Source organism: Streptomyces sp. NRRL S-87, from assembly GCF_000719335.1.
Taxonomy (GTDB): domain Bacteria; phylum Actinomycetota; class Actinomycetes; order Streptomycetales; family Streptomycetaceae; genus Streptomyces.
This window is the reverse complement of the sequence record NZ_JOGB01000240.1, coordinates 1-259: the sequence shown is the minus strand read 5'-3', so window position 1 is coordinate 259 and position 259 is coordinate 1. Positions and strand designations below refer to the sequence as shown.

The 259-nt window shown below is 74.9% G+C and carries 1 protein-coding gene; it reads right to left on the bottom strand.

Annotated elements, in window-relative coordinates:
- Positions 1 to 259, bottom strand: a 259-nt coding sequence (locus tag IF43_RS37635; RefSeq protein ID WP_037891792.1) for a hypothetical protein, incomplete at both ends; no start/stop codon positions are given.

Below are 259 nucleotides of genomic sequence, written 5' to 3'. Positions count from 1 at the left end.
CGGAGTAGAACGCCGCCCAGTCGACGGCCACACCCCGGACGTACGCCCGGGCGAGCGCCCCGACGACGGTATCGGCCTCGGCACGGCCCGCGCGGAGCACGGGTACGCACTCGGCGGGCCCGGTCAGACACTCCTGCACCAGCGCGGACAGCACACCGTCCGGCCCGAGTTCGACGTACGTCGCCACCCCGGCCGCCTCCAGCGCCCGCACGCCGTCCAGGAAACGGACGGCCTCGCGCACGTGCCGCACCCAGAAGTC